Raw genomic sequence first — 20,842 nt, 5'->3', positions numbered from 1 at the left:
ACATGGCAACGTCGCCATGGTTGCGCGCGCTCGCAACCGCCCTGATCACCCTGTCAGCCACAGTTCTTCCGATATCCGCCACTGCGGCCACCACCCGTCTTGAGGCCGAGAACGCCGCTCTGACCGGTGGCGCGGTCGTCCAGACCGATCACCCGGGCTTCACCGGCACCGGATTCGTCGGCGGCTTCACCGACGCGAACCGCAGCACGGCCGCCGCCTCGTTCGCGTGGTCCGCATCGGCCGCCGGCACCTACTCGCTCGCACTCAAGTACGCCAACGGCACCGGCTCGCCGCGCACCCTGACGCTGCGGGTCGACGGCACCGGTGCACGCCAGATCACCCTGCCCGCCACGGCGAACTGGGACACCTGGAGTTCGCTCTCGACAGCGGTCCAGCTGACGACGGGCGCGCACACCTTCGCGTACAGCTTCGGGTCGGCGGACAACGGCAACGTCAACCTCGACCACCTCGAGGTCGCGAACTCCGTGACCGAGGCCGGTCCCGCGTACGAGGCGGAGAACGCGACGCTCAGCGGTGGCGCGGTCGTCCAGTCCGATCACCCCGGCTACACGGGCGGCGGATTCGTCGGCGGGTACACGGACGCGAACCGGGGCACGGCGCGCACCACGTTCCGGGTCACCGCCGCGACCGCGGGCCAGCACGACCTCGCGATCCGGCTGGCGAACGGCACCGGCTCCGCCCGCACCCTCTCGTTGTACGTCGACGGCGCGAAACAACGGCAGATCAGCCTTCCCACGACGGCGGACTGGGACACCTGGGCGACCTCGACCGAGCAGGTCACGCTGACGGCCGGGCAGCACGACGTCGCGCTGGCGTTCGACTCGGGCGACTCCGGCAACCTGAACCTCGACAGCCTCACCGTCAGCACGGCGGTCCAGGCCGGTCCGGGCGAGGCCGAGTCGGCCTTCCGCTCCGGCGGCGCGACAGTCCGAACAGGGCTCGCCGGCTACGCGGGTTCCGGCTACGTCGCCGGCTTCGGCACAGTCGGCGCCCGCGTCGTCCGAACGCTCAAAGCCGACAACGCCGGGAACTCGACCGTCACCGTGCGGTTCCAGAGCACGTCGAACGTCACGTTGGCGCTGACGGCGAACGGCCGTGACGCGGGCACCGTCTCGTTCCCAGCAGGCAGCGGATGGCGCACCACGACCGCGACTGTGCCACTGCGCGCGGGTGTCAACACCGTCGGCCTGACCAGCACGACGGCAGCAGACGTGGCCATCGACAGCATCTCGGCCACCGGCGAAGGCGCTCTTGCCCAGCGTGGCGCCACGGTCCCGTACACGACCTACGAGGCCGAAGCCGCCACCACCAACGGCACGGCGCTCGCGGCGAGCCGCACGTACCGGCAGATCCAGTCCGAGGCCAGTGGCCGCCGGGCGGTGGTTCTCGACGCCGTGGGCGAGCACGTCACGGTCAAGCTCACCGCACCGGCGAACGGCCTGGTGCTGCGCCACTCGATCCCGGACAACGCGGCCGGCACCGGTCAGCGCGCGCCGATCTCGTTGTACGCCAACGGAACCAAGCAACGCGACATCACGCTGACGTCCGAGTACAGCTGGGTGTACGGCGACTACCCGTACTTCAACAACCCGGCGCTGGGCGGCGGGCACCGGTTCTTCGACGAGACCAGGATCCTGGGTGACTGGGCGGCCGGCACCGAGCTGAAGTTCCAGGTGGACACCGCGAACGCACTCGCTTACGTGCTCGACTTCGTGGAGGCCGAAGCGGTGCCCGCGGCAGCGACCGCGCCGGCGAACGCCGTCTCGATCACCTCGCACGGTGCCGTCCCGAACAACGGCTCGGACGCCACCTCCGCCATCACCGCGGCGATCGCGGAGGGCGCGGCCCAGAACCGGCCGGTGTGGGTGCCGGCGGGCACGTTCCGCATCTCCTCGCGCATCAACGTCGGCAACGTGCGGATCATCGGCGCCGGTCCGTGGCACTCGGTCGTCCAGGGCACCGGTTCGAAGGGCGGTTTCCTCGCCACCGGCAAGGTGACGATCGCGGACCTGGCGATCTTCGGCGACGTCCGGGTGCGCGAGGACAACGGCTCCGATCCCGCGCTGGAAGGCAACTTCGGCTCAGGTTCGCTGCTGCAGAACCTCTGGATCGAGCACACCAAGGTCGGCCTCTGGGGCGACAACGGCACCAACGGCCTGTACGCGGTCGGCCTGCGCGTCCGCAACACGTTCGCGGACGGTGTGAACCTGAACGGCGACGTCGTCGACACCAGGATCGACCAGTCCACCACCCGCAACAACGGTGACGACGGCCTCGCGATGTGGTCCGAAGGCGCCCCGGTGACCAGGACCGCGTTCACCAACAACACGGTCCAGTTGCCGGCGGGCGCGAACGGCATCGCGGTCTACGGCGGCGCGGACAACCGCATCGAGGACAACCACGTCTCGGACGTCGTCACCTCGGGATCGGGCATCGCGGTGAGCACCTGGCACCAGCCGGTTCCGTTCAGCGGCACGACGACGGTGCGCCGCAACACGTTGCTGCGCGCGGGCAGCTTCGAGCCGAACTGGAACTCGGCGATCGGCGCGCTGTGGATCTACGCGGCGGACCACGAGATCCGCACGCCGGTGGTGATCAGCGACCTGACCATCACCGACAGCAGCTACCAGGGCGTGCTGATGAGCTGGCAGAAGACGATGACCCCGATCACCTTCGACAAGCTCACCATCGACGGTGCCACGTGGGGCTTCGAGATCCAGGCGGCCGGTAGCGGCACGATCTCGAACACCAAGGTCACCCGTGCGTCCTCCGGCGGCCTGCTCAACGCCCAGGGCTTCGCGCTGACGCTGGGAGGGGGCAACTCCGGTATCTGACGGGACACCCCGCTGCCGTCCTCACGGGGACGGCAGCGGGATCTCCAGGCTCACCGTGCCGCGCAGATCGAGCCACGCGCGGTCGCGTCCGCGCACCAGCCGCAGCACGACCTCCTCGCAGTGCGGGCAGCGCGCGACGATGCCCGGCGCGTTCTGGTAGACGCGCAGCGTCGCCACCGAGCCGCGGTAGCCGCAGCCGGAGCACTGGCCGGTCGCCACCGTCAGATCCACGGCGAAGATCTCCCGCAGGTCGCCCGCCAGCGCGTTGCCGTCGACGTGGTCGTCGCTCATCGGTGCTCTCCTGTCAGCCGAAGCGTTCGGTGCGGACGCGGCGGGGGTCGTGGCCGAGCGCCACGAAGATGTCGGACACCGTCTCGACGAACCCGGTCGGCCCGCACACGAACACGTTCGGCGCGAAGTCGGCCGGCCAGGCGTGGGTGTTCAGGGTGGCCAGCCCCAGACGTCCAGGCGGCGTGGGCGAGCCTTCCGGGGCCTGCCGGGTGTACACGACGTGCACGTCGAGGCCCGCGTCCTCACGGGCACGGCGGCGCAGCTCGTCGGCGTAGTAGACGTCCTCGGGCGTGCGCACCGAGTAGATCAGCCGGAACGGCACCCGGCTGCCTTCCGCAGCCCTTGTACGGACCATCGCCATCAACGGCGCGATGCCCGATCCACCCGCCACGAGCGTCACCGGCGCCTGGTCGGCCGGGCGCCACACGAACCAGCCGCCGACCGGCCCGCGCAGCTCGATCTGGTCGCCGGGCGAGAGCACGTCGCACAGGTACGGCGACACCTCACCGTCGGCGACCCGCTGGACGCTCAGCTCGAACCGCTCCCCGTCCGGTGCGGAGGAGATCGAGTAGCTGCGCTGCACCGAGTAGCCGTCCTCGGCGGTCAGCCGGACGTCGACGTGCTGCCCCGGCAGGTGACCGGGCCAGCCGGGCACGTCGAACACGAGGCCGCGCGCGCTCTTGGTGATGTCGGTGGACTCGGCCATCGAGGCCACCCGCCAGGTCAGTCGCCCTGATACCGCTGCTCGCGCCATGGGTCTCCGTAGTCGTGGTAGCCCGCGCTTTCCCAGAAGCCGGGTTCGTCCTCGAGCAGCAACTGGATCCCGCGGACCCACTTCGCCGACTTCCAGAAGTACAGGTGCGGCACCAGCAACCGCGCCGGGCCTCCGTGCTCGGGCGTGAGCTCGTCGCCGTCGTAGCGGTAGGCGATCCACGCCTGGCCGTCGATCAGGTCCTCCAGCGGCAGGTTCGTGGTGTAGCCGCCGTAGGACTGGACGAGCGCGAAGTCCGCCGCCGTCTCGACGTCCTCCAGCAGGACGTCCAGCGAGACGCCTTTCCAGCGGGTGCCGAGCTTCGACCACTTGGTGACGCAGTGGATGTCCGTGGTGATCTTCTCCGCGGGCAGTTCGATCAGCTGCTGCCACGACCAGTCGTAGCGCTGACCGGCCTCGGTGTTGATCGTGAACTGCCAGCGGTCGGTCGTCACTCGCGGCGTCGGGCCCGCCGTGAGGACCGGGAAGTCCTCTGCCAGGTACTGACCGGGCGGCAGCTGCACGTCCGGTGACTGGCGTCGCCCGGTGAAACCGGGAGAGACGATTGGCATCGTGTCAGTAGACGCCAGTGGCGCGCCGAACGCCACTGCTGATCACGGAGGTCACATGGACGTCAGGGTGGAGATCACCGGCACCACGACGCTGATCTGGATGAACCGCCCGGACCGGCGCAACGCGGTCGACGGGCCGATGGCCGCGCAACTGCAGGACGCGTTCCTGGCGTTCGAGGCGGACTCCTCGCAACGGGTCGCGGTGCTCGCCGGCGAGGGCGGCACGTTCTGCGCGGGAGCGGATCTGAGCGTCGTCGGGGATCCCGCCCGGCGCAACGAGCTCGATCCCTCTGGCGGTGGCGCAGGCCCGATGGGACCGACCCGGTTGGAGCTGAGCAAGCCGATGATCGCGGCGGTCAGCGGGTACGCGGTGGCGGGCGGGCTGGAACTCGCGCTGCTGGCCGATCTGCGGGTGGTCGACAGCGACGCGGTGTTCGGGGTGTTCTGCCGGCGCTGGGGTGTGCCGTTGATCGACGGTGGCACCGTGCGGCTGCCTCGGATCGTGGGGCTGGGGCGGGCGTTGGACCTGATCCTCACCGGACGTCCGGTGCACGCCGAGGAGGCGTTGGCGATCGGGCTGGCCAACCGGGTGGTCGAGCCCGGTCAGGCGGTGGCGGCCGCGCTGGAACTGGCCGAGCAGATCGCCGGGTTCCCGTTCGAGTGCGTGCTGGCCGATCGGGCCTCCACCTACGGCGGGCTCGACCTGCCGCTGGCCGAGGCGCTGCGGGCGGAAGGGGCGGCCGGGGTGCCGATCGTGGCTCGGGAAGGGGTGGCCGGCGCCGCCCGGTTCGCGGGCGGCGCCGGGCGGCACGGGAGGTTCAGCGGAGACGGCGAACGGTGAGGTCCGGGTTGCGGGCGATCTCCCGTTCGGTGAACTCGCCCTTCACCCACTGCTTCTTCGCGTAGAGGCGGGCCTGGTCGGTGTGGTGCGGAGAGGCAGGATCAGCGGACTGGCCGTAGACCAGCATCGAGCTCATCCGCGGTCCGTTCTTCGTCAGCTCGACGGCCATGACGAAGCTGGTGCCGTGCGGGATCTCCGGGACGACTCCCGGCCGGGGCGGTCCGGGCACCGAGATGACGTTGAAGCAGCCTTCCGGGCCGCGGCAGCCGTGGATCGGGATGCCCTCGTACTGCTGGACGGCGTCGAGCGGCACGTCCACCGCGACTCCGGCGACACCGAACGCCCGGACCGTCTCGGCAAAGGCGCGCTGAACGCCGGGATCGGTCGCGTTGATGCCGCGCGGCGTGTGGACGGGGTCGGCCGGGTCGAACGGCACCTGCCAGAGGTTCGTCCCCGGCCGGCCGGTCAGCGTGATGAACGACCGCCAGAAGTAGGCGCCCCGGCTCGCTGAGCCGGTGTCTCCGGTACCGGGCCAGGCGGCCAGGGCGGAGCAGGCCGTGCGGACGTCGACGGGCCGGCCGTCGTTCGCGGGCAGGGTCGGGTTGGCCTGGCACATCGCGACGACCGCGGCGCGTCCCTGCTCGGCGGTGAGGTTGCGGTTGCCGACCATCGCCTGTTCCAGAGTGGACAGCGTGAAGGTGTTGGTGCCGATCATGTCCAGGCCCATGCGAGTCCGTGCGGACCGTTCGGTGCCGACGTCTCCGACGATGGACGGGTAGCCGGTCAGCGGTGCGGCGGGGTTCGCGAGCCACGGGCTGTCGTTCATGTTGCTGACGTGGTCGCGCCGGATCAGCGTGGGCAACCGGTGAGGGCCGAACCTGCCCGGCGTCACGGCGTCGGGGTCGGTGCCCCAGCCGCAGTCCGACCGGCTGCCGTCGAGGACCACCAGGCCGATGGGCACGTCGGTGCCGCAACGGGCGCGCTGCTCGTCGGTGACGTGCGGGACGACTTGGACGTCACCGTAGTAGGCGGTGCCGGTGGAGTCCGAGGCGATCGTGTTGACCCACGGGAGGGCCTGGTGGCGGGCGAGTGCCTTCTCCAGATCGGGCACGCTGCGGGCGCGGGCGATGGCCAGCCACTGGTCGATGATCTGCAGGTTGCCCTGGTTGGCGTCGCGCAGCACGAACGCGGTGGTGTCCGTCCACTGCAACGCGCGGTCGTCCTCGACGATCGGGCCGTCCGGGGTGCGGTAGAGGGTTCTCGTGGTGCCGCCGGCGGTGACCTGTTCGGCGATCATGCGGTGTGCCTTGCCGTCGACGAGGTAGCTGGTCGGGTCGCCGGGGACGAGCGTCAGCTTCGAGAGCGTCATCGTGTGCGCCTCGGACGCGGTGTGGGTCCAGCCGAGCCGGTCGTTGTGGCCGATGTTGACCACCGGCACGCCGAACAGGCCGGCACCGCTGACGTTCAGCTCGCCGGGGATCGTGAGGTGGTGCTGGTAGAAGCGCCAGGTGTCGGCCCAGTCGAAGTGCGGGTTGCCCAGCACCATCCCGGTTCCGGCGGCGGTCGCCTGCTTGCCGAGCGCGATGCCGTTGCTGCCGGGCCGTTCCTTCTCCACCCGCGCCGGTGCCGCCAGCGCTGTTCCGGGCGGTTGAGCCGACACGAGTTGCTCCTGGAACCCCTCGCTGCCGGTGAGTCCGGCGACCTGGTGGACGCGCCGCCACACGTCGATCTCGGTGATCGGCCGCGCCCAGTTCCTGCACGCTTCGGGCGCGCCGTTCTGGCCGAGGTAGCGGTTGAACCCGGCCACATAACCGCGCACGAGGTCACGCGCCTGCTTCGACTGGCCGCCGAGCTGCCGTTCGACCACCTCGGACTGGTTGAGGCGCTGGTAGTAGAGGTCGCCGGCCAGGTTGTCGGGTCCGAACCAGCGGGAACGTTCGGCGGACAGCGTCACGACGATCTCCGCCATGACGCAGGCGTTGTCCTCGGCGAACGCGTAACCGAGTCCCTGGCCGACGCCGCGGTAGTCGTGCGCGAGCACGTGCGGAATGCCGTAGGACGTTCGTCTGATCACCGTGCCGCTGTCGGCGACGGCGGGTGGGCTCGTGGCCAGAACTCCTGCTGCCACAAGTGATAACGCGATGAACCTGCGCATTCTGCTCCCCCTATTCGTTGTGCAGGACGGTGGCGATCGAGAGACGTGCCGCTCCCCTGGCCGGCACGACCGCGCCCAGCACGGCGATGACGACGCCGGTGAGGGCCAGCAGCGCGAGCAACGGCGCGTGGTAGACGTTCATGAGGATGTCGACGGCGTCGGCCTGGCCCGCGTGGGCCATGGCGGGCACGACCAGTTGGTGCACGACGATGCCGACGGGCACGCCGATCAGTCCGCCGAGCACGCCCAAGGCGCCCATGGACGTCACCAGCAGCACGGTGACCTGGCGCGGGGTCATGCCGATCGACTTGAGCATGCCGAGGTCGCGGCGCCGTTCGCGGGCGTTGAGGACGACGGTGTTGAACACCCCGAGGGCGGCGACGGCACCCAGCACCAGCGTCAGCACGACGGCGGCGCTGATGATGATCACCGCGGTCGACGACGTGCCGTCGCGGGGCGGCAGGACGCCCAGTCCCGGATCCGCGGCCTTCACCGCGGCGGTGTAGATGCCGCGGTCGGTACCGGCGGCCATCTGCACCAGGTAAGTGTCGGCACGAGCACCGGGTTCTAGAAGGTCCACAGTGGACCACTCGGAGAAGATCTCGTCGGCGTTGTTCGTCAGCACGACGCCGACGATCTTCAGCTGCGTCCGGTTTCCCCGCGCCTGCACGGTGATCGTGTCGCCGACGGCCAGCCCGCGCTGGTTCAGGAACCTCGACGGCACCACGACCTGTCCCGGTCCGTCCGGCCAGTGCCCGGTGAGCACGCGCGGGCCGAGCGTCGCGGTGTCCCCGCGGTAGAACAGGATCGTGGCCTTCTGGGTGCCGCCCGCGACCTCGGCGTCGAGCTGAGTGCTGGCGAGAACCGCCGTCGTACCGGGCAAGGAGCGCAGCATCGACTCGTCCTCGGCGTCGCCCAATGTCGCGGCGGGCGCCTCCACACCTTCCGGACGAACGCCGGGCATGCCCGGCGGTGATCCGGCCATCAGCTCGACGCGGTCGGTGAAGTGAGGCCGGACGGCGTCGTTGTAGGCCGTCATCGACATCGTCACGCCGGCCGCGAGGGTCACGGTCATGACGCCGAGCACGACCGAGGCCAGCGTCAACGCGCTGCGGCCGGTGCGGGCGAACGGCAGCCCGAGGCCGAGGCTGATCGACCGCGGCAGCCGCGTGCTCCCCAGCCAGCGTTGAACGCGCAACGCCCGGCCGGTGTGCGTGGTGGTGCCCGCGCTGATCGCCCGGGCCGCCGGAAGCCGGCGGGCCCTCAGTGCCGGAACGAGCGCGGCCGACGCCACCAGCAACGGCATGCCGAGCGCCGCGACGAGGTTCACCCACGGTGCGAAGCTCAGCTCGTCGACGCCGAAGCCCTCGACCGCGTCCTGCACGATCGGTTTGGCGACGAGGTTGCCCGCGATCGTGCCGAGCGCGCAGCCGGCGAACGCCGGGATCGAGACCATCACCAGGTAGACGGCCATGACCTGGTTCGGGGTGAAGCCGATCGCCTTGAGCATCCCGATGTGCCGCAGGCCAGCGACGACGGCGCCGCTCACGACGTTGGCGACGATCAGGACCGCCACGGCGAGCCCGAGGATCCCGAAGATCATCAGGAACGGGATGAACACGCCCAGTTCGGAGGTCGCCTTGTCCTTGACGGTGAGGTGCGACAACGTGCCGAGCAACGCACCCTCCGGCAGCCCTGCCGTGACCGCCTTCTGCCCTGCTTCGACCTGGGCGGCGGTGTCGGCCTGCGCGAACCGGTAGAGCATCTGCAGCGCGTTCGGCTGCAGCGCGGCGATCTGCCCGGGACTCACCCACGCGTCGGCTGATCCCGTCACCGAGTGGGCGAACCCGACGACCTTCAGCGTCGGACGTCCTGGCAGCCGCAGTTCGAAACCGAGGCCCGTCCGGCCGACGGATCCCGGCGTGCGGTTGAGAACGATCTCGCCGGCGTTGGTGGCCCATCTGCCCTGCCACACCGAGACGCGGTCGACCTGGCCACCGGGATCGGCCCGGCCCACCACGGTGAGCGCGCCGAGGAAGACCTCCCCGGTCGAAGTGTCCACAGTGGCCTGTTGGAACGGTCCCGCCGCGGTTCCGGCCGCCTGCTTCAGCTGGTCCTCGGTCACCTTCGCCGGATCGAACGCCGCGGCCAGGTGCGCGCCCTGCTGGGTGGCGAAGGCCCGGTCGAACGGCGCGGCCGACGCGTCCAGCAGGCCCAGCGCCATCACGAGCGTCGCACTGGCCGCGCAGACCACGACACCGATCACGATGGTCTGGAGCTTGCGCCGGCGCACGGCCGCCCAGGACGCCGACCACACCGCGCTCATGCGCGTTCCATGGTGTGCTCGCGGGCGATCCGGCCGTCGACGACCTCGATCACCCTGGTGGCGCAGCGGGTGGCGAGGCGTTCGTCGTGGGTGACGAGCAGCAGGGTCTGGCCGATCTGGTTGAGGTCGAGCAGCAGGTCCATGACCTGCTCGCCGGACCTGCTGTCGAGGGCGCCGGTCGGTTCGTCCGCGAGCAGCAGGGCGGGGCGGTTCATCAACGCCCGCGCCACCGCGACGCGCTGCCGTTCACCGCCGCTGAGCTGCGCCGGGTAGACGTTCTTGCGGCCGGAGATGCCGAGCTCTCCGAACAGCTCCAGGGCGCGTGCGCGGGCCTGGCTCGCCTTCATGCCGGTCAGCTGGGCGGCGAGGGCGACGTTGTCGAGCGCCGACAGGTCGTCCAGCAGGTTGAAGAACTGGAAGATCATCCCGATGCCGCGCCGGCGGAACAGGGCGAGGCCGGTCTCGCTGAGCACGCCGAGGTCGGAACCGTGCACGATCACCTCGCCCGACGTCGGGCGGTCGAGGCCGGCGATCATGTTGAGCAGCGTGGACTTGCCGCTGCCGGACGGTCCCATCACCGCGACGGCCTCCCCGGCGCGGACGACGAGGGACACCCCGTCGAGCGCGGTCGAGTCGCTGTACTCCTTGCGCACGTTCGTCAGGTCGACGACGGCGTCTGCGTTCTGCATGGCGGCCATCTTGCTTAGCCGTGCGTGCGGAGGCGTCAGTCTGCGGAGGTAACTCGGCGGGCGGGGTCATCCTGGGGATGTAGTGACTGCATCCGGGGTTTGATGCGCGGGTGATCGGGGCTCTGGGACAGTGACGGGGTGTGGGAGCTGGTGGTGGCCGTCGTCGCCTGCCTGGCCGCCGGGTACTTCGCGGTGCGGCTGGTGGCGGCCCGGCGCGCGTACACCCGTGCGGTGGAGGAACGCGGCTGGTTGCTGGAGCGGGAACGGGAGACCGCTGCCCGCACCGCCGTCGACGCCGAACGTGCCCGCATCGCACGGGAACTGCACGACATCGTGAGCCACAACGTGAGCGTGATGGTGGTGCAGGCCGGTGCCGCGCGCCGGGTGATGTCCGCCGGTGACGCCACCGACGCGTTGCTGGCCGTGGAGAACGCGGGCCGCGACACGATGACCGAGCTGCGGCACATGCTCGGACTGCTCGCCCCGTCCGCCGACAGCGATGACCTGCTGGCGCCGCAACCGGGTCTGAGCCGGTTGAGCTCGCTGGTCGACCGGATGTGCTTCGCCGGGCTGCCCGTCGAGGTGCGCATCTCCGGCGAGCCGCGGCCGTTGCCGTCCGGCGTCGACCTGACGGCGTACCGGATCGTGCAGGAGGCGCTGACCAACGCGTTGAAGCACGGCGACGGCCGGAAAGCGGAGGTGACCGTGCGGTACGCGGAGCACCACCTGCGGGTCGAGGTGCTCAACTCCGGGCCCAGCACGCTGTCCGGCGACTCGGTGTCCTTTGAGGACGGTCAGGGACGGGGGCTGCTCGGGTTGCGGGAACGGGTGGCGGTGCTGGGCGGCGACCTGGACGCGCGCAGGCGGCTCGGCGGCGGGTTCCGCGTGCGGGCCAAGATCCCGGTCGAGTCGTGAGCGGGCCGCGCGTGGTGATCGCGGACGATCAGGCGTTCGTGCGCATCGGGTTCCGGATGATCCTGAACTCCGGCGGCGTCGAGGTCGTCGGCGAGGCGGCGGACGGGGCCGAGGCGGTGTCGGTGGTGCGCTCGGTGCGGCCGGACGTCGTGCTGATGGACATCCGCATGCCCGGGATGGACGGTCTGGAGGCGTGCCGGCGGATCGTGAGCTCGGAGGGTGACTGCCGGGTGCTGATGCTGACCACGTTCGACCTCGACCGGTACGTGTACGAGGCGTTGGCGGCGGGTGCCAGCGGGTTCCTGTTGAAGGACGTCACGCCGGAGCACCTGATCGCGGCCGTGCGCCTCGTCGAGACCGGTGACGCCCTGCTCGCGCCGTCGATCACCCGGCGCCTCGTGGAACGCTTCGCCTCCGGTGTCTCCGCTCCCGCCGTGCACAGGGATCTCGCGGTGTTGACACCACGGGAACGTGAGGTGCTCACGTTGGTCGGGAGTGGACGGTCGAACTCCGAGATCGCCTCCCACCTGACGTTGAGCGAGGCGACCGTGAAGACGCACGTGGCGCGCATCTTCGCGAAGCTGGAGCTGCGCGACCGCGCCCAGGCCGTGGTGCTGGCCTACGAGACGGGTCTCGTCACGCCCGGCGCGTGAGTTCCCAGGCGGCGATCTCGGTCCGGGTGCGCAACCCGAGTTTGGCGAGGACGCTGCGCACGTGCGTCTCGACGGTCCGTTCGCTCAGGTGCAGTTTCGTCGCGATCTCACGGTTGGTGAGCGCCTGCGCCACCAGGTCCACGACCTCGGACTCACGTGGCGACAACGGATCCCGAGCCTGTTCATCGGTCTTGATCTGTTTCAGGAGCCGATCGGCCTGAGCGAGCCGGATCGGCATGTCCAGCGCCCGGAACTCGGCCGCCGCCTCGGTCGCGAGCGTGCGCGCCTCCGCCGGGTCGGTCAGCGTTCTGGCGAGCCCGAGCCGGCTGAGCGCGGTGAACGGCCGCGCGCCGATGCGGGCGTTCATCTCCAACGCCAGCCGGTAGTGCTCCGCCGCGACCTCCCTGCGGCCGCACGTCAGCGCGAGATCGCCGAGCAACTGCGGCGTGGCGGCGTTGGAGAACACCGCGCCGGACCCGTCCGCGCCGTAGTGCGGCTCCAACGCGGCCAGCACCTCGTACGCCCCGGCCGCCGCCTCGGCGTCGTCCAGCAGGCACGCGACCGCGCCGATGTGCGAGACCAGCGGCGCCCACGTGGGCGCGACCTCCAGCACCGCCGGCAGCGCCCGGAACTCCTCGAACGTGGCTCGCGCCTGCTCGGTCTCGCCGAGCAGCGCGTGCAGGAGCGGCACGTAGACACGGGCCAGCGGAATGTCGCCGACCTGCGCGAGCACCTCGAACGCCTCCCGCGCCGCCGCCTCGTCGATGCCGCCTTCGAGCTGCGCCAATCCGTTCTGGAACGCGTAGTACATGCCCTTGGTGGCCGTCGCCCCGATCCGGTCGGCCACGGCCTTCGCGGTCTCGTTGCACTCCCGCGCCCTCCGCAACTGCCCGACCAGCGCCGCCCTGGTGGCCCGCAACCGGTGCAGGTGCCACCACGCCACCGCGTGCTGCCGCGCCGCCGCGAACTGCTCGATCAGGTCCAGCTGCCGGTCGAGCTCGCCCAGGTCCCCGGCCTGCAACGCCGCGTCGACCAGCCACACGTGCCCCCACAGCTCGGCGTGCGGCTGCCGCGCCGCCTCGGCCAGGTCGACGGCCCGGTTCGCCAGCATCACCCGTTCGTCGCGGAACTGCGGCGCGCACAACGCCAGGTGCCGGGCGTGGATGCCGTCCAGTTCCGCGTCGGGGTCGCCGCTGCGCACCGCGAGCTCCAACGCCGTCGCGGACAACTCGCGCGCCCGTTCACCGTGGCCGGTCGTGGTGGCCGCCATGGCGCAGCGGGCGAGCAGGCGGGACGCGGTGGCCTCGCCAGGGTGGTGCCGCAGTGCGGTGACGCAGAGCTGGTCGACGGCGGTCAGCAGCGAGCGGTCGCCCAGGCCGGTGATGACGAGGGCCGCTTCGGCGATCAGGTCCGGGGCGCCCGACTGCTCGGCGAGGCGGGCGGCGGTGCGGCAGTGGTCGAGGCTGGCCGCGGTGTCGCCGGCGAGGAACTCGGCTCGGGCGAGTTCGAGGGTGAGCTCCGCCGTCTTCTCCTCGGACGAGGCGAGCGCGAGCGCGGCGAACCCGACCGCCTCGTCGTAGGCCAGCTCCGCAGTGGCGGCCCGCGCCGCCTCGGTCGCCCACCGGGTGCACTCCGCCGGCGCGTCCGCTCCACCCGCGCGCCGCCACTGTGCCGCGATCCTCCCCGGCGCCCCACCCCCGGCGACCAGCGCCAGCGCACACCGCCGATGCAGATCGGCGCGCACCGAAGGCGCGAGGTCCTCGTACACCGCGTCCCTGATCAGGGCGTGGGCGAAGGCCAGCGCCCCGTCGTGGACCTGCAGCACCCCGGCCGCGACGGCCTCGTCCAGCAACGCGGAAGGCTCGTCCTCGGTGACGGCCGCGAGCAGCGCCGGTTCGATCCGCTCCCCGAGCACGCTCGCCACGCCGAGCACGTCCCGAGCCGGCGCACTGAGCCGGTCCAGCCGCGACAACACCAGCCGGTGGAGTTCCCCGGCCTCCTCACCGCTGTCGAGCAGCATCCGCACGTACAGCGGGTTGCCACCGGTGTTGTCCACCAGTCGCGCGGCCACCGCGTCCGGGTCCGCCACGCCCGCCGAACGCACCCACCCGGCCACCTCACCCCTGCTCAGCCCGCCCAGGTGCACCGTGCGGGTGGCGGGGGCACGCATCAGGTCGGACAACTCGGCGTCGCGGTAGGTCGCGACCACCAGGATCCGCGCGGCGGGCAACTCGGCCGCCAGGTGACCGAGCAGGCGCAACGACGTGCGGTCCGCCCAGTGCAGGTCCTCGAGCACGATCAGCAGTCCGGCCGCGGTCGCTTCGGCCACCAGCACGTCCGCGGCGTCGGCGAGCATGGCGAAGCGCGCGGAGTCGTCCAGGTGTGCCTCGGAAAGCACGCGCCGCAACGCGGGCAGCGAACGAGCGAGCCGGCGCCAGGGCCACAGCGGAGGCATGCCGGGGTCGTCGACGGCGTGACCGCGCGCGACCGGGATCCCGTACGACGCGGCCATCGAGGCGACGGCCGCCGCCAGCCGGGTCTTGCCGATGCCCGCCTCGCCTCGAACCAGCACGAGACGGCCGGAGCCGCCCGCCGCCGCGACGAGGCTCGCGCGCAGCGAGGCCAGTTCGCGGTCGCGGCCGAAGATCGGTGCTTCCTCCACGCCGGGAGTATCGCCGACCGGTGGAGGTTCAGTACCGCACTCCGTACTGGCACGGATCCGCGTCGGGCCGCACGGGCCGAGACTCGGTGCACCACCAAAGGAGGCGACCATGTACGCGCAGCTCACCTACTTCGACGGGCCCAGAGGCCCGGAACAGCTGGCCGCCGCGGACTTCGCGGCCCAGCAGCGGATCGCGCCCGCGGCCCTGTCGGTGCCGGGCAACATCACGACCTACGTATTGCGCCGGGAGGACGGGGCCGAGGTCGTCGTGTCGATCGCCGAGTCCGAGCAGGTGCTGATCGACACCCAGAAGGCGATCATGAGCACGCAGCTGCTGCCCGGCGAGGACCCGGCCCTGCTGCGGGGCGCGGACCGCGTCGAGATCTACCCGGTGCTGCAGGTCGTCGAGTACGACGGCGGGCAGTCATGACCGCCGTGCGCACGCTCGCCGCGGGCGTCTGGCGAGCGGACCTCACCCGGAGCACCGCGAAGTTCCAGGTCGGCAACCTCGGCCGCAAGGCGCACGGCACCGTGCCCGTCACCGAGGGGTCGGTCGAGATCGGACCGGACGGCGCGCTGTTGGCCGTGCACGGCGTCCTGGACCTGGGCGCCATCGACACCGGGATCACCAAACGTGACCTGGACCTGCGCAAACCCGGTCTGCTCGACCTCGACCGGCACCCCACGATGAGGTTCACGGCGACGTCGGCACGGGTGGCCGACGGCGGCTGGCACGTCACCGGCACGCTCACCGCCAGGGGTGCGCACACCACGATCGAAGGCACCGTCGAACTGTCCGCGGTGGACGGCGCGACGGTGATGACCGCGACCTCCCGGCTGGACCGCCGCACGCTCGGCATCCGCGCGCCGGGGTTCCTGATCGGCCGGTACGTCGACATCACCGTCACCGCGGTGATCAGGCCGGCGTGACGCGCGTCAGCCGCCGAGGGGCTTGCGGACCTCGGCGGCCTTCGCGGCTCCGTACTTCGTGACCAGCACCTCGTCGAACAGCTGGTCCCTGCTCAGGATCTTCTCGTCGCGCAGCGCGTTCAGGCCGAAGTCAGTCAGTTGGTCGCCCACCGACCACTCCGCCGGCTGTGCGCGGCTCTCGAAGTAGTCGGGCCGGCGCCCCCGCACGCGTTCGATCGAGTACTCGGCGGTGGGGTGGTTGACCGACGCGATGAGCCGGCCGCCGGGGCGCAGCACCCGCCGCATCTCGGCCAGCGTCGGCCCCCAGTCCTCCAGGTAGTGCAGCACGAGCGACGCGATGACGTCGTCGAACTCGCCGTCCGCGAAGGGCAGCGGACCAGCGCCGCACCCCGCGTCGAGGATCCGGCGAGGGCGGGCCGCTCGTAGTAGGCGTTCGGCAGGCTCTTCTCGTTGTCGATGTCGTACGCCTCGGCCACGGCGTCGTAGTCGCTCATGCACTCGATCTTGCCAACGCGGTCACCGAAACGATCCCAAGGCACCAGCGGAGACCGGACCGCGCGTTGTACCGGTCTTTTACACGTGCGAGACCGGGACGGACCACGTTGTGCCTGGCCAGTGGACATGACTCGATCCCGAAGCGATGACATCGATGTCGTCGTCGCGAGATCCTGTCTCGTCTGTCTTGTTGACCAGTCGCGTAACGAGACCGAAGCTTCCTGGCAACGTTGTCAGGACAGGGATCGGAGCTCGCAATGGCGGAGGACAGCGGCGTCTCGCGCAGACAGGCACTGACCATGGGCGGTGGACTGCTCGCCGGTTTCGGTCTGACCACAGTGCTGTCGAGCGCCGCGGCGGGAGCACCGGAGCAGGCCGCCGCCCAGCAGAAGGCTGTCGACCTCGCGCTGTTCCGCCCGGTCTCGGTGTCCTCGACGGACTACGCGGCCACGCCGGCGAAGTTCGCCGTGGACGGTCTCGCGCAGGTCGGCGTGCAGGGTTCCGGCTGGCGCGCGGGTCAGGGCGACGGCCAGTGGCTGATCGTCGACCTGCAGGGCCGCTGCGAGATCAGCTCGATCGTGCTGACGTTCGAGGCCAAGCCGGGTGACGGGGCGTTCGACGCGAACGGCTCGCGTGCCGACACCCTCGGCACGGAGATCCTCTCGAGCTACGCGACGGTCTTCGACCTCGACGTGTCCGACGACGGCAAGGTCTGGCGGACGGTCCACTCCACCGAGTCCGGTGCCGGCGGCGTCGTCACGATCCCGCTCACGCCCGCCGCGAAGGCGCGCTGGGTCCGGTTCTCCGCCTCGCGCAGGTCGACGACGAACCCGTTGGGGCTCAACGGCCTGCAGGTCTACGGCACGAGCAGGGACAACCGGCCCGCGGTCAGGGGCTGGACGAACTGGCCGGTGCGCAACCACGAGAACCCCGCGCTGACCGTGGACGCCAACGGCTCCGTGCCGCTGGAGTCGGGCTGGGTGCTGACCATGCAGGACTTCGCGCCCGCCAAGGACGGCGCCGCGCTGTCCGGCCCGAACGTCGACACCGGCGGCTGGGTCCCGGCCACCGTGCCCGGCACGGTGCTCGCGTCGCTGGTCGAGCAGGGCCACCTGCCCGACCCGGTGTACGGGATGAACAACCTGGAGATCCCGGAAGCCCTGTCCCGGCACGTGTGGTGGTACCGGCGCACGTTCAGCGTGCCGCGCGGCCTCGACACGGGTGCGGGCCGGCACGTGTGGCTGGAGTTCGACGGCATCAACCACGAGGCCGAGATCTGGCTCAACGGAGCCAAGATCGGCGCGATGGGCAACCCGTTCGGACGGGCCGCGCTCGACGTCACCCCCACGCTGCGCAAGGGCGGCGACCAGAACCTGGCGGTGCGGATCGCGCCGATGCCGTTCCCCGGCAGCCCCGGCGACAAGGGCCCGCGCGGTGAGGCGTGGGTCGGCGCGAACAGCACGATGTTCAAGAACTCCCCCACCTACCTGGCGGTGTCGGGGTGGGACTGGATGCCCGCGGTGCGCGACCGCGCCTCCGGCATCTGGAACCACGTCCGGCTGCGCTCGACCGGCGCCACGGTGCTCGGCGACCCGCGCATCGACACCGTGCTGCCGGACAAGACGACCGCAGAGGTCACCTTCACCGTGCCGGTGCGCAACGTCGAGTCGTCCGCGCAGAACGTCACCGTAACGGCGGCGTTCGACGGGATCAAGGTCAGCAAGACCGTCACCGTCGCCCCGGACTCCGAGTCCGCCGTGGTGTTCGCCCCGGCGGAGTTCTCCCAGCTGCGGATCAAGAACCCGAAGCTGTGGTGGCCCAACGGGTACGGCGACCCGACGCTGCACGACCTGACCCTGACCGTCGCGAAGGGCAACGCGGTCAGCGACCGCAAGACGCTCAAGTTCGGCATCCGGCAGGTCACCTACCAGTACGACCTGCCGATCACGATCGTCGACGGCGCAGCCGACCAGACCGTCGACTTCCCGGCCCAGCAGGCCCGTTACGTGCGGATGCAGGGCGGCCGGCGTGCCACCAGCTGGGGATTCTCCGTCTTCACGATGTCCGTCCTGGACAGCAAGAACCCGGACACCGACCTCGCACGAGGCAAGACCGCCACCGCGTCGTCGGCCGCCGACTGGACCTCACCCGGCGCCGTCACGGACGGGGACCCGAAGTCCCGCTGGACCTCGAACTACAACGACAACGAGTGGGTGCAGGTCGACCTGGGCGCCGCGACCTCGTTCGACCGCGTGACGCTGCGCTGGGAGACGGCCTACGCGGCCACGTTCAAGATCCAGGTCTCCCAGGACGGCGACACCTGGACCGACGTGGTGTCGCAGGACAACTCCCCCAAGCCGCTGATCATCCTCGTCAACGGCGTGAAGATCTTCGCCCGCGGCGGCAGCTGGGGCTGGGACGAACTGCTGCGCCGCATGCCCGGTTCGCGTGCGGACGCCGCTGTGGCGCTGCACAAGGACATGAACTTCACCCTCATCCGCAACTGGGTCGGCTCGTCGTACCGCGAAGAGCTGTTCGAGGCGTGCGACAAGTACGGAATCCTGCTGTGGAACGAGTTCTGGCTCGGCTGGTCCGCCGATCCCGCGAACCACGAGCAGTTCTTCGCGCAGGCCAAAGACACCGTGCTGCGTTACCGCTCGCACGCCTGCTGCGTGGTCTGGTTCGGCTGCAACGAGGGCAGCCCGCCCTACGCCGTCGACAAGGTGCTGCGCGAGATCGTGCACACCAACACGGACCTGATGTACCAGCCGAACTCGGCCGGCGGCGTGATCAGCGGCGACGGCACGTACCGGTGGGTGGACCCGCGTAGTTACGCCACCGGCGAGAACACGGGTGGGAAGTTCGGGTTCTGGAGCGAGATCGGCCTGCCGACGGTGTCGGTGGCCGAGAGCATGCAGAACCTCGTGGGCCAGGGCAACTCCGGCTGGCCCATCGGGGACGCCTGGTACATGCACGACTGGTCGGAGAACAGCAACCAGCAGCCCAAGGGCTACCAGGCCGCGATCGACGCCCGCCTCGCGCCGTCGAGCAGCATGGAGGAGTTCTGCCGCAAGGCGCAGTTCGTCAACTACGAGAACATGCGCGCGATCTTCGAGGCCTGGAACGCCAAGCTGTGGAACGACGCTTCCGGCGTGCTGCTGTGGATGTCGCACCCGGCGTGGCACAGCACGGTGTGGCAGACCTACGACTACGACATGGACGTCAACGGCAGCTACTACGGCTCCCGCAAGGGCTGCGAGCAACGGCACGTGCAGGCGAACCTGACGACCTGGCAGGTCACGGCCGTGAACCACACTCAGTCACACCTGATGGGCGTCACGGTGAAGGCACAGCTGTTCGCCCTGGACGGCAAGGCGATCGGGCAGGCGCAGGAGCAGAAGCTCGACGTCGCGGCGACCTCGGCCAGCCACCTGTTCACCGTGCCGTTCGACGCCGCGCTGCCCGCGTTCCACCTGCTGCGCCTCACCCTGACCGACGCCCAGGGCAAGCAGATCTCCGAGAACACCTACTGGCGTTACCGCACGCCGGAGTCCATGCACGCCCTCAACCAACTCGCGTACACGACGCTCACGACCACGTTGACCTCCAACAAGAACGGCTACACCGCGATCATCCGCAACACGGGCAAGACCGTGGCCGCGATGGTCCGGCTGTCGCTGCGGGAACGCGACGGCAAGGAACGCGTGCTGCCGACCCTGTACGGCGACAACTACTTCTGGTTGCTGCCCGGTGAGGTCCGGACCGTCACGATCGATCCGCAGAAGTCCGTTCGGAATCCGCGTCTGCTGGCGGAGGCGTACAACTCGGCGCCGAAGCTGAGCTGAGGTCCTCCCGGCCTGGGTGCCGTCGCGCCGACCACAGCGTCAGCGCGGCGGCACCCAGTCCCACGATCAGCGAGGTCCAGATGTTCAGGCGCAGGCCAAGGATCGTGTTCGCCTCGTCGATCCGCAGCGCCTCGATCCACAGCCTGCCCAGCGTGTAGAGCACCACGTACAGCCCGAACGCCCGCCCGTGCCCGAGCCGGAACCGGCGGTCCGCCCAGATCACCACGGCCGCGGCGGCGAAGGTCCACAGCAGTTCGTACAGGAACGCCGGGTGGAACGTGCCCAACACCACGGGCTGCCCGTCCGGACCGACCACCGCACGGCCCGCTGCCTGGTCCCACTCGTGGATCGTGAGTGCCCACGGCAGGTCGGTCGGGCCGCCGTACACCTCGTTGTTGAACCAGTTGCCGAGCCGGCCGATCCCCTGTGCCAGCAGGATTCCCGGCGCGGCGGCGTCCGCCAGCGGAGGCAACGCCACTCCGGCGCGCTTCGCACCGATCCAGGCTCCGAGCGCGCCGAACGCGATCGCGCCCCAGACACCCATCCCGCCCTCCCAGATGTAGAGGGCGCGAATCGGATCACCGCCGGGGCCGAAGTACGGCTGCCAGGACGTGGCCACGTGGTAGAGCCGGGCGCCGATGATGCCGAACGGCACACCCCAGGTGGCGATCTGGTTGATGACGCCGGGCCGTCCGCCACGCTGCACGTAGCGGCGTTCGGTCAGCCAGGCGGCCACGAGGATGCCGGCGATGATGCAGAAGGCGTAAGCGCGGACGGGCATCGGACCGAGGTGCCAGACGCCCTGGGTCGGACTGGGGATGGCGGCCAGAAGCATCGCGCCACACTAACGACGCCGGGGCCT

Annotated in this window: 15 protein-coding genes and 1 pseudogene; 7 read left to right on the top strand and 9 right to left on the bottom strand. The window is 70.6% G+C overall.

Annotated elements, in window-relative coordinates; translation table 11 throughout:
- Window positions 1–20 precede the first annotated feature (20 nt).
- Entirely contained in the window at window positions 21–2,855 is a 2,835-nt protein-coding gene (locus tag ACIQF0_RS09355; protein ID WP_401026547.1) for a carbohydrate-binding protein, read from the top strand.
- Window positions 2,856–2,876: 21 nt separating this feature from the next.
- Here the strand turns inward: ACIQF0_RS09355 and ACIQF0_RS09350 are convergent, their stop codons facing one another.
- The 3 genes from ACIQF0_RS09350 to ACIQF0_RS09340 are packed head-to-tail and all read right to left on the bottom strand — an operon-like array spanning window position 2,877 to window position 4,469.
- The gene (locus ACIQF0_RS09350; protein ID WP_093601719.1) at window positions 2,877–3,146 is read right to left on the bottom strand and encodes a DUF6510 family protein; all 270 of its coding nucleotides are present in this window, start codon (window positions 3,144–3,146) and stop codon (window positions 2,877–2,879) included.
- A 13-nt stretch (window positions 3,147–3,159) separates the two neighbouring features.
- The gene (locus ACIQF0_RS09345; protein ID WP_401026543.1) at window positions 3,160–3,900 is read right to left on the bottom strand and encodes a ferredoxin reductase; all 741 of its coding nucleotides are present in this window, start codon (window positions 3,898–3,900) and stop codon (window positions 3,160–3,162) included.
- The gene (locus tag ACIQF0_RS09340) at window positions 3,870–4,469 is read right to left on the bottom strand and encodes a sulfite oxidase-like oxidoreductase (RefSeq protein WP_093602083.1); all 600 of its coding nucleotides are present in this window, start codon (window positions 4,467–4,469) and stop codon (window positions 3,870–3,872) included. Before ACIQF0_RS09340 ends, ACIQF0_RS09345 begins: the two co-directional genes overlap by 31 nt.
- Before the next feature lie 55 nt (window positions 4,470–4,524).
- Here ACIQF0_RS09340 and ACIQF0_RS09335 point away from each other — a divergent pair, with 55 nt between their 5' ends.
- Window positions 4,525–5,310 (top strand): crotonase/enoyl-CoA hydratase family protein, encoded by a 786-nt coding sequence (locus ACIQF0_RS09335; protein WP_401026540.1) that lies wholly within the window; start codon window positions 4,525–4,527, stop codon window positions 5,308–5,310.
- On the opposite strand, the gene ACIQF0_RS09330 is transcribed toward ACIQF0_RS09335, so the two are convergent.
- The 3 genes from ACIQF0_RS09330 to ACIQF0_RS09320 are packed head-to-tail and all read right to left on the bottom strand — an operon-like array spanning window position 5,288 to window position 10,480.
- Window positions 5,288–7,465: a penicillin acylase family protein gene (locus ACIQF0_RS09330; RefSeq protein ID WP_401026538.1), complete on the bottom strand. Its 2,178-nt coding sequence runs from the start codon at window positions 7,463–7,465 to the stop codon at window positions 5,288–5,290. The genes ACIQF0_RS09335 and ACIQF0_RS09330 overlap by 23 nt on opposite strands.
- 10 nt (window positions 7,466–7,475) lie before the next feature.
- Complete coding sequence (locus tag ACIQF0_RS09325; RefSeq protein ID WP_401026535.1) at window positions 7,476–9,791, bottom strand: FtsX-like permease family protein; 2,316 nt, start codon at window positions 9,789–9,791, stop codon at window positions 7,476–7,478.
- Window positions 9,788–10,480: an ABC transporter ATP-binding protein gene (locus tag ACIQF0_RS09320; RefSeq protein ID WP_401026532.1), complete on the bottom strand. Its 693-nt coding sequence runs from the start codon at window positions 10,478–10,480 to the stop codon at window positions 9,788–9,790. The genes ACIQF0_RS09325 and ACIQF0_RS09320 overlap by 4 nt, the downstream gene beginning before the upstream one ends.
- 138 nt (window positions 10,481–10,618) lie before the next feature.
- Between ACIQF0_RS09320 and ACIQF0_RS09315 the strand changes: the two genes are divergently transcribed.
- Window positions 10,619–11,395, top strand: coding sequence for a sensor histidine kinase (locus ACIQF0_RS09315; RefSeq protein ID WP_401026529.1), 777 nt, complete (start codon window positions 10,619–10,621; stop codon window positions 11,393–11,395).
- Window positions 11,392–12,048, top strand: a complete 657-nt coding sequence (locus ACIQF0_RS09310) for a response regulator (protein WP_401026526.1) — start codon at window positions 11,392–11,394, stop codon at window positions 12,046–12,048. The genes ACIQF0_RS09315 and ACIQF0_RS09310 overlap by 4 nt, the downstream gene beginning before the upstream one ends.
- Here the strand turns inward: ACIQF0_RS09310 and ACIQF0_RS09305 are convergent.
- Window positions 12,032–14,710, bottom strand: a complete 2,679-nt coding sequence (locus ACIQF0_RS09305) for an ATP-binding protein (protein ID WP_401026524.1) — start codon at window positions 14,708–14,710, stop codon at window positions 12,032–12,034. The genes ACIQF0_RS09310 and ACIQF0_RS09305 overlap by 17 nt on opposite strands.
- A 109-nt stretch (window positions 14,711–14,819) precedes the next feature.
- Here ACIQF0_RS09305 and ACIQF0_RS09300 point away from each other — a divergent pair, with 109 nt between their 5' ends.
- Together ACIQF0_RS09300 and ACIQF0_RS09295 are read left to right on the top strand one after the other, a co-directional pair.
- Window positions 14,820–15,140 carry a hypothetical protein gene (locus ACIQF0_RS09300; protein WP_401026522.1) on the top strand — a complete coding sequence of 107 codons (321 nt, stop codon included), beginning with the start codon at window positions 14,820–14,822 and terminating at the stop codon, window positions 15,138–15,140.
- Complete coding sequence (locus tag ACIQF0_RS09295) at window positions 15,137–15,640, top strand: YceI family protein (protein WP_401026519.1); 504 nt, start codon at window positions 15,137–15,139, stop codon at window positions 15,638–15,640. Before ACIQF0_RS09300 ends, ACIQF0_RS09295 begins: the two co-directional genes overlap by 4 nt.
- A 144-nt stretch (window positions 15,641–15,784) precedes the next feature.
- On the opposite strand, the pseudogene ACIQF0_RS09290 reads toward ACIQF0_RS09295, so the two are convergent.
- A pseudogene (locus ACIQF0_RS09290) lies at window positions 15,785–16,134 on the bottom strand (class I SAM-dependent methyltransferase); the annotation flags it as partial.
- 258 nt (window positions 16,135–16,392) lie between these two features.
- On the opposite strand from ACIQF0_RS09290, the gene ACIQF0_RS09285 reads away from it, so the two are divergent.
- Window positions 16,393–19,980: a discoidin domain-containing protein gene (locus tag ACIQF0_RS09285; RefSeq protein WP_401026516.1), complete on the top strand. Its 3,588-nt coding sequence runs from the start codon at window positions 16,393–16,395 to the stop codon at window positions 19,978–19,980.
- Here the strand turns inward: ACIQF0_RS09285 and lgt are convergent.
- A complete protein-coding gene (gene lgt, locus ACIQF0_RS09280; protein ID WP_401026514.1) occupies window positions 19,901–20,815 on the bottom strand; it encodes a prolipoprotein diacylglyceryl transferase in 915 nt (304 codons plus the stop codon). The genes ACIQF0_RS09285 and lgt overlap by 80 nt on opposite strands.
- Window positions 20,816–20,842: the final 27 nt, after the last annotated feature.

It is taken from the genome of Lentzea sp. NPDC092896, assembly GCF_044754905.1.
GTDB lineage: Bacteria > Actinomycetota > Actinomycetes > Mycobacteriales > Pseudonocardiaceae > Lentzea.
This window is presented reverse-complemented; position numbering and strand designations above follow the sequence as displayed.